Source organism: uncultured Frigoribacterium sp., from assembly GCF_963515265.1.
GTDB lineage: Bacteria > Actinomycetota > Actinomycetes > Actinomycetales > Microbacteriaceae > Frigoribacterium.
Window position 1 is genome coordinate 1 of sequence record NZ_CAUPYL010000117.1, and the last position, 8,087, is coordinate 8,087.

General features: G+C 73.6%; 8 protein-coding genes and 1 pseudogene. 4 read left to right on the forward strand and 5 right to left on the reverse strand.

Annotated features, from left to right (window positions below):
• Nucleotides 1–848: LysR family transcriptional regulator (locus RWM17_RS09870; RefSeq protein ID WP_314103174.1), on the reverse strand; the 848-nt coding region annotated here is incomplete at its 3' end.
• A gap of 71 nt (nt 849–919) precedes the next feature.
• On the opposite strand from RWM17_RS09870, the gene RWM17_RS09875 reads away from it, so the two are divergent.
• Together RWM17_RS09875 and RWM17_RS09880 are read left to right on the forward strand one after the other, a co-directional pair.
• The gene (locus tag RWM17_RS09875; protein WP_314103178.1) at nt 920–1,870 is read left to right on the forward strand and encodes an EamA family transporter; all 951 of its coding nucleotides are present in this window, start codon (nt 920–922) and stop codon (nt 1,868–1,870) included.
• A gap of 185 nt (nt 1,871–2,055) precedes the next feature.
• Nucleotides 2,056–2,709: a ScbR family autoregulator-binding transcription factor gene (locus RWM17_RS09880; RefSeq protein WP_314103181.1), complete on the forward strand. Its 654-nt coding sequence runs from the start codon at nt 2,056–2,058 to the stop codon at nt 2,707–2,709.
• A gap of 118 nt (nt 2,710–2,827) precedes the next feature.
• On the opposite strand, the gene RWM17_RS09885 is transcribed toward RWM17_RS09880, so the two are convergent.
• The 4 genes from RWM17_RS09885 to RWM17_RS09900 form a co-directional block, all read right to left on the reverse strand.
• The gene (locus RWM17_RS09885; RefSeq protein ID WP_314103184.1) at nt 2,828–3,778 is read right to left on the reverse strand and encodes a hypothetical protein; all 951 of its coding nucleotides are present in this window, start codon (nt 3,776–3,778) and stop codon (nt 2,828–2,830) included.
• A 25-nt stretch (nt 3,779–3,803) separates the two neighbouring features.
• Nucleotides 3,804–4,526 (reverse strand): response regulator transcription factor, encoded by a 723-nt coding sequence (locus RWM17_RS09890; RefSeq protein ID WP_314103187.1) that lies wholly within the window; start codon nt 4,524–4,526, stop codon nt 3,804–3,806.
• Nucleotides 4,523–5,845 (reverse strand): histidine kinase, encoded by a 1,323-nt coding sequence (locus RWM17_RS09895; RefSeq protein WP_314103190.1) that lies wholly within the window; start codon nt 5,843–5,845, stop codon nt 4,523–4,525. Before RWM17_RS09895 ends, RWM17_RS09890 begins: the two co-directional genes overlap by 4 nt.
• A gap of 274 nt (nt 5,846–6,119) precedes the next feature.
• Complete coding sequence (locus RWM17_RS09900; protein ID WP_314103193.1) at nt 6,120–6,740, reverse strand: superoxide dismutase; 621 nt, start codon at nt 6,738–6,740, stop codon at nt 6,120–6,122.
• Nucleotides 6,741–6,917: 177 nt separating this feature from the next.
• Here RWM17_RS09900 and RWM17_RS09905 point away from each other — a divergent pair, with 177 nt between their 5' ends.
• Nucleotides 6,918–7,496 (forward strand): molybdopterin-dependent oxidoreductase, encoded by a 579-nt coding sequence (locus tag RWM17_RS09905; RefSeq protein ID WP_192170257.1) that lies wholly within the window; start codon nt 6,918–6,920, stop codon nt 7,494–7,496.
• Nucleotides 7,493–8,087 (forward strand): annotated as a pseudogene (locus tag RWM17_RS09910) (hypothetical protein); the annotation flags it as partial. The gene RWM17_RS09905 and the pseudogene RWM17_RS09910, both read left to right, overlap by 4 nt.

Consider the following 8,087-nt stretch of genomic DNA (forward strand, 5'->3'; position numbering starts at 1 on the left):
GGCCGGGCCGCCCGCTCCGGCCGCATCAGCGCCTCGACGTGACGGCCGGCCTGCACGCTGTCGAGCGTCGCGAGGCGGAACCGCCCCGGCGCCCGCCCGGCCGACGTGTGCCGGGGGACGAGCGCGACGCCGAGCCCCGCGGCGACCATCGCCTCGATCACCGGCAGGTGGACCGTGCGGTGCACGACCTGCGGCACGACCCCGGACTGCAGCGCCATCGAGACGAGCACGCGGTCGATGGGGTACCCCTCCGGCACGCCGACCCAGGGCTCGCCGATCACGTCGGCCACGGTGACGCGCTCGCGTCCGGCCAGCGGGTGGTCGAGGGGCAGCGCGACCTCGAGCGGCTCGCGCAGCAGGGGCACGACGGTGAGCCCGGGGTGCTCGACCGGGACGACGCCGTCCGACCGGTGCCCGATCACCACGTCGACGTCGGCCGTGAGGGGCGCGAACTCGTCCTCCGAGACGTCGCGGTCGTCGATCTCGAGCTCGACCCCCGGGTGCTCGCGCATCCGGACGAGCAGGCCCGGCAGCAGCAGCTCCGCCGCCGAGGGGAACATCGCCAGCCGCACCACGCCGACCCGGCCGCCGCGGTGCGCCTCGAGGGCCGCCTCCGCCTCGGCGACCGCCGTCGAGACCGCCACGGAGGCGCGCGCCAGCACCAGCCCCGCGTCGGTCAGCTGCACCCCGCGTCCCGACCGCCGCACGAGCTCGACCCCGAGCTGGCGCTGGAGCGTCCGCAGCTGCTGCGACACCGCGCTCGGCGACCGGTGCACGGCGGCGGCGACGGCGGTGACGCTCCCGCGGTCCGCGAGCTCGCGGAGCAGGTCGAGGTGCTGGATCTCCATGAAGGGACGCTACATCGTCGATGACGAGACCTGCGCTGGTCCTGCATCCGCACCTCCGGCAAGCTGGTCCCATGAGCCCCCGCGACCGTCTCCTCGCCCTCGTCGTCGTGGTGTGCTGGGGCGTCAACTTCCCGATGACGGCGCTGGCGCTCGACCACTTCCCGCCGATCTTCCTCGTGGCGCTGCGGTTCGCGCTGCTCGCGGTGCCGACCCTGCTGTTCGTGCCGCGGCCGGCGATCCCGTGGTCGCGGTTGCTGATGGTGGGCGTCGGGCTCGGCATCCTGCAGTTCGGGTTCCTGTACCTCGGCATGGCCGCGGGCATGCCGTCGGGCCTCGCGTCGCTCGTGCTGCAGGCGTCGGCGCCCGCCACCGTCGTCATCGCCGCGATCTGGCTGCGCGAGCGCATCACGCGGCGGCAGGCGATCGGCATCGGCGTCGCCGTGCTGGCGCTCGCGGTGATCGCCGCGCACCGGTCGCAGGTCGCGGCCCTGCTGCCCGTGGTGCTCACGCTCTGCGCGGCGGTCGGCTGGGGCCTCGGCAACGTCGCGGTCCGGCGTGCGGCCGCGCCCGACCCGCTGCGCCTGACGCTGTGGATGTCGGTCGTGCCGCCCGTGCCGATGCTCGCCCTCTCGCTCGTCGTCGAGGGTCCCGAGCGCATCGGCGACAGCCTCGCGGGCGCGTTCACGGTCGCGGCCCTGCCCTCGGTGATCGGCCTGCTCTACGTGGTGCTCGTCGCGACGGTGCTCGGCTACGGGCTGTGGACCCGGCTGCTCGCGGCGTACCCGTCGAGCACCGTCGCCCCGTTCTCGATGCTCGTGCCCGTCGTCGGCGTCTTCGCGTCGTGGGTCGCCTTCGACGAGGTGCCCGACCTCGTGGAGGTCTGCGCGGGGGTCGTCGTCGTCGCCGGGGTGCTGTTCGCGAGCCGCCCGCCGCGGGGCGCGCGTGCAGCCGGGGGCCGTGCTGTCCCGTCTCGTTGCGAGCATGACGTCTCGCCACGACGGGACGCGACGCTCGGAACGTGACGGGGCACCGCGGCACCGTGCGGGCTCCGCGGCAGCGGATCCACGGCACGCCGACGACGGCACGGCGACGACGGTCTCGTCGCGTCGTCCTGCCCGGGCAGTGAGGTCGGTGGCCCTACCCTGGGATCACCTCGCCGATGCCCGCCGACCACGGGCACGCGACGAGCAGAGGGCAGGAGGCGACCGTGGCGCAGCAGCGCAGGGCCCGCGAGACGCGGGCGGCCATCTTGCAGGGCGCCTCCTCGGTGTTCCTCGCCCGGGGCTACGCCGAGACGTCGCTCGACCAGGTGACGGACGCGGCCGGGGTCACCAAGGGCGCCCTCTACTTCCACTTCCGCTCGAAGGCCGACCTGGCCGGGGCCGTCGTCGCCGAGCAGCAGCGCCTGTCGCAGTCGTGGACCGAGCTCGCGATCGCGGACGCCCCGTCGGCGGCCGGTGCGCTGATGCTGGCCTGCGCGTCCTTCGCGACGCAGCTCTCGACCGAGCCGATGGTCGCGGCCGGCCTGCGGCTGTCGACCGAGTCGATCGGCGAGGTGCCGAGCCGGGCGCCCTCGGCTCTCGCCTGGGTCGACGAGACCGCGGGGCACGTGGGGCGCGCGGTCGCGGAGGGGACGTTCCGCGACGACCTCGACGTCGACCGTGCGGCCCGCTTCGTCGTCGGCGCCTTCAGCGGGGTGCAGACCTTCTCGGCCCTCAGCACCGGCCACGCGGACGTCTTCGAGCGGCTGCAGGACATGATGCGCTTCGTGCTGCCGTCGTTCCTGTCGCCGCGGTCCGCCGGCCTCGCCGGCGAGCTCGCCGCGCTGATCAGGCCGACGGACCGTCCCCCGATCGACTGACCAGCGTCAGCCGACCGGCAGGCGCCCCCGCCCCGTCAGTGTCCCTCTGTACCCCATCATGCATACTCCGCAACCTGTTTCGTAACCCCCCGTCGGAGGGCCGAGGCGTCCTCGTCTCCTACAGGCCCGCCGGCCGCTCGGGTCCAAGCCGCTCGATCGTGCGGTCGACGAGCTGCTGCGCCGCGACGAGGGGGCCCGTGTCGATCTGCGCCAGGCGCTCGCCGTAGTCGTGCGGCACGGTCAGCTGCTGCTGCCACTCGGCCTCGTAGAGCGCGTCGAGGTAGCCCGAGGCGGCACGGCAGGCGGCGTCGGTCTCGGCGAGGTCGCGCTCCTCGTCGCCGACGGTGGTCGCGGGGTCGTAGGAGGTGAAGGTCTGGGCCATCCTCGTGGTGGGCATGTCCGCCGGGTCGTCCGGCAGGTCGTCGGCCCAGGGCCCGGCGCCGACGCCCTGGTCGAGCATGCAGGTGTGCCACGCATCGGCCGCCCGGCGCACGGAGGCGTCCTGCCGGGCCTCGAGGAACGCCGCGTTGCTCAGCCGGACGGCGACGTCGCCCACCGAGCCCGTGGTCGAGGACGCGGAGGCGCCCGTCAACAGCTCGGGGTGCTGGCGGTAGGCGCGCTCGAGGCAGGTCGCACGGTCGGCCGCCTCGTCGGGCGAGGTCTCGCGGTACTCGAAGGCCCGCCAGGCGTCGGCGCCGGCGTCGAACGTCGGAGGCACGTGGTACCCGCGTTCCCGGGCGGCGTCGAGGTCGAAGGCGCGGAGCGGCTGACGCTCGGTCGCGCCGGCGGCCGCGTCGACGTCGCGCCAGGGCACGACCGCGTCGTCGTGGCCGGCGTCGACCATGCAGTCCTGGATGAGCAGCTCGGTCGCGTAGTTGAGCCGGACGACGCCGACCCCGACGTACTGGTCGAGCGGCATCGTCCACGACGCCTGGTCCTTCTCGGGCAGGTCGGGCAGGGTCCAGGCGGCGTTGGCGGGGATGCCGACGGCCACGACCGCGGCGACGAGCGCGGCCACGGCGACGACGGTGACCCGCTTTGCGACGCGCTCCCGTCCGCCGGCCCTCACCGGCCGGCCCCTCGGCGACCGGCCCTCACCGGCGCAGCCTCGGCCCGCCGTCGGAGACGGGCACGAGGCCGTTCTCGTAGGCGAAGACGACGATCTGCACGCGGTTGCGCATGCCGAGCTTCTGCAGCACCGAGCGGACGTGGCTCTTCACCGTCGCCTCGCTGAGGTAGGCCTCGCCGGCGATCTCGATGTTGCTGAGCCCCCGGGCGACGAGGGTGAACATCTCGCGCTCGCGCGGCGACAGCGGCTCGAGCGGGTCGACGCGGGGAGCCGGGGACGTCGGCACGGCGAACTCGTGCACGACGTCGAGCGCGGCCGCGGCGGTCGGCACCGGGTCGCCCGCCCACGCCGCACGGATCGTCGTCAGCACCTCGTCGGGCGTCGCGTCCTTCGTGAGGAACGCGTAGGCCCCGGCCTTGAGGGCCCCGAACACGGCCTCGTCGCGCTGGATGGTCGTCAGCGCGACCACCCGGGGCAGGTCGTCGGGCGAGACTCCCTCCAGGATGCGAGCCGTCGCCTCGAGCCCGTTCATCACGGGCATGCGGAGGTCCATCAGCACCACGTCGGGGTGCTCGCGCTCGACCAGCGCCAGCGCTTCGCGTCCGTCGACGGCGGTGCCGACGCAGCGCAGGTCCGGCTGCGCCTCGATCAGCATGCGCAGGCCGGACGCGAAGAGGGGCTGGTCGTCGACGACGGCGACGGTGATGACGGCCGGGCTGGCGGTGCCGGCGGCGGGCGAGTCGGTCATGAGGAGCTTCTCTCGGTGGGGGCAGAGGCAGAGGCAGAGGCAGAGGCAGGGGCGGAGGAGGCGCCGGGCGAGACGACCGAGGAGGCGCCGGTCGTCGGCACGAACGCGGTCACCTCGAAGGCGGTCCCGTCCGCCGAGGGCTGCGCGGTGAGCCAGCCGCCCGCCAGACGGGCACGCTCGGTCATGCCGCGGACGCCGGCGCCGCGGTCGGCCCCGGTGCGGGCCGCGACGAGCGGGGCTCCGCGGCCCCGGGACGTGACCTGCAGCGTGAGCCCGCGGCCGCGCCAGTCGAGCTGCACCGCGACGCGGCTCGAGGTGCCCGCGTGCTTCAGCGCGTTCGTCAGGCTCTCCTGGACGATGCGGTAGACCGCGAGCTCCTGCGAGGGGGCGAGGGCGCCGTCCGGCCCCTGGGGCCCGGGGGCTCCCTCGGTCGTGACGTCCACCTCCATCCCGACCTCGCGCATCGCGACGACGAGGGCGTCGACGTCGGCGAGCGTCTCGCGGGGAGCGGTGACGTCGTCGTCCTGCGTGATGCGCTCGACGAGGCGCCGTACGTCGAGCAGGGCCGTGCGGCCGACCTCGGCGATGGTGCGGAGGGACTCCTCCGCGACCTCGGGGCGGGTCGCCTGCAGCGCGAGCCCGCCCTGCGCCTGCGAGACCACGACCGCGAGGGAGTGCGCCAGGGCGTCGTGCACGTCGCGGGAGATCCGCGCCCTGTCCTGGGCGAGCCGCAGCTCGAGGTCGGTCGCCTCGAAGCGGGTCTCGGTCGCCTCCAGGGCCTGGCGGATGACGAGCACCCGTCGGAGGCTGGCGAACGCGACCCCGATCGCCCACGCACCGGCGAAGACGCCGAACAGGGCCGCGGTGAGCAGGGAGAACTCGATGCGGAGCCCCGTCGTGCCGGCGCCGACCCAGGTGCTCCAGCTCTGCGGCCGGGTCAGCGTCGGCACGGCGAGCAGCCAGGCGGCGAGCCCGGCGGCGACCGCGGCGACGAGCAGCGCGGCGAGCCGGAGCCAGGGCGACGGCTTCACGGCGACGAAGGCCATCACCAGGGCGATGGCGACGTACGCCGTCCAGGTGTCCTGCGACGGTGCCTCGGCGAGTCCGAGCAGCTGCAGCACCGGGACGACCACGACGAGCGCGAGCGACGTGGTCGGGATCCACCAGGCGAGGGCGATCCCGATCGCGAAGAGGCCGAAGACCACCGTGTTGTCGGCGACGCCGCCGCGGCCCCACGAGCTGGCGACCCAGAAGACGAAGTACACGAGGGCGGTGGCCGGCGCGACGACGTGCCGTCCCCACCGTCTCGCGTCCGCCATGTGCGCCAGGTTAGGTGCAGGGCCGGGTGCCGCGCGCCTCCTGCCCCGGGTTTTCATCCCGAGGTCGGACCCGTCGCCGCCTCTGCTGTTCCTCCCTCATTCAGGAAGATCGGTCCTGATCCTCGCGAGGAGGGGACGCATCGTCCTGAGTCGCGCACGGTTCAGGAGCCCGAGGCGACGACTTCCTGGATCCCGAAGATCGAGGACCGAGAACACGAAGGAGGCGCGGTGCAGGAGATCCCGCACCGCGCCTCCCTGGGAGGACAGGCTGCTGCTAGAAGGTCAGCAGGCCCTGCGTCTTGCTGGTGGCGGCTGCGTAGCGCTGGCCGACGTTGTCCCAGTTGACGATGTTCCAGAAGGCCTTGACGTAGTCGGCGCGCACGTTCTGGTAGTCGAGGTAGTAGGCGTGCTCCCAGACGTCGAGCATCAGCAGCGGGACGAGGCCGAACGGCACGTTGCCCTGCTGGTCGAAGAGCTGGAAGACGCTGAGGCGCTGACCGATCACGTCGTAGGCGAGCACCGACCAGCCGGAGCCCTGCACGCCGAGCGCGGTGGCGGTGAAGTGGGCCTTGAACTTCTCGAGGTCGCCGAAGTCGCGGCCGATGGCCTCGAGCAGGTCGCCGGTGGGCTCGCCGGTCTCGGGGGTGAGGTTCGTCCAGAAGATCGAGTGGTTGACGTGGCCGCCGAGGTTGAACGCGAGGTCCTTCTCGAGCTTGTTCACGTTCGCCAGGTCGCCGGTCTCGCGGGCCTCGGCGAGGGCGGCGTTGGCCGTGTTCGCGCCGGTGACGTAGGTGTTGTGGTGCTTGGAGTGGTGCAGCTCCATGATCTTCGCGCTGATGTGCGGCGCGAGGGCGCTGTAGTCGTAGGGGAGATCGGGAAGGGTGTACTCAGCCATGTGGGGGTCCTTTCGCAGTTGACCTCCGTCCACCGTACGACTCCCGTGGGGGCTCGTGTCGAGCAACTCCCAGCGGGGACGCAGGCTGGCGGTGGAGGCGCGGGGGTCCGGAGGGGGACGCCCCGGCGCGCGCGGCTCGGGCCGGTTAGCCTGGCGTCGACCACGAGGAGGCGCACCATGGCAGGTTTCACGGGCTTCGGCCGACGTCGCGAGGCCGACCCGCGCCTCCCGCCGGGCCAGCACCTCGAGAAGGGCTTCCCGGTGCTGTCGGCCGGCCCGACCCCGAACATCAAGCGGTGGGAGCTGCAGCTCGGCACCGAGCAGGGCAGCCGCTCGCTCAGCTGGGCCGACTTCCAGGCGCTGCCGCACGAGCAGATCGAGACCGACATCCACTGCGTCACGAGCTGGTCGAAGCTCGGCACGCACTGGTCGGGGGTCTCGCTCGACACCCTCTTCGACGGCCTCGAGACGACGCACGAGTTCGCGATGACGACGAGCTACGGCGGCTACACCACGAACCTGCCGCTCAGCGAGCTGCTCGGCGGCAAGGCGTGGGTCGTCGACACCTACGAGGGCGAGCCCCTCGGGTCCGAGCACGGCGGCCCGGCCCGGCTCTTCGTGCCCGGCCTCTACTTCTGGAAGAGCGCGAAGTGGGTGCAGGGCATCCAGACGATGGCCTCCGACCGCCGTGGCTTCTGGGAGAGCATGGGCTACCACGCGCTCGGCGACCCCTGGCGCGAACAGCGCTACGCGTGAGCGCCCCGGGCGGCGGCGAGGCCGCTTCCTCGCCTGCGTCGCCGCCCGATGACCCGTTCAGGTGGTTGCCGGCGACGATCGTCGCCGCGGCAGCGCAGACCTCGACCGGGCGCTCGATCGTGCTCGAGGTGCCGGGGCTGCGACCGGCCCGGGCCGGTCAGCACGTCGACGTCCGTCTCACCGCGGACGACGGCTACCAGGCCGTCCGCTCGTACTCGTTGTCGGACGTCTCGCTGTCGGACGTCTCGTCGTCGGATGCCTCGTCGTCGGACGCCTCGCTGTCGGACGTGCGGGCGAGCGCAGGAGGCGCGGGCCGGGCACCGCAGATCGAGCTCACCGTCGAGGAGCTCCCCGACGGCGAGGTCTCGCCGTACCTCGTCTCGGCGGCCGAGGTCGGCGACCCGGTCGAGGTGCGCGGCCCGATCGGCGGCTGGTTCGTCTGGCCGCCGACCGAGTTCGACCCCGACTCGGCGGTGCACGCCGTGCTGCCCGAGCCCGACGGCGCACCGGCGCCGCGTCGGTCGCCGGTGCAGCTGATCGGGGGAGGCTCGGGCATCGCCCCGCTCGTCGCGATGGTGCGGGCCCGGGCCG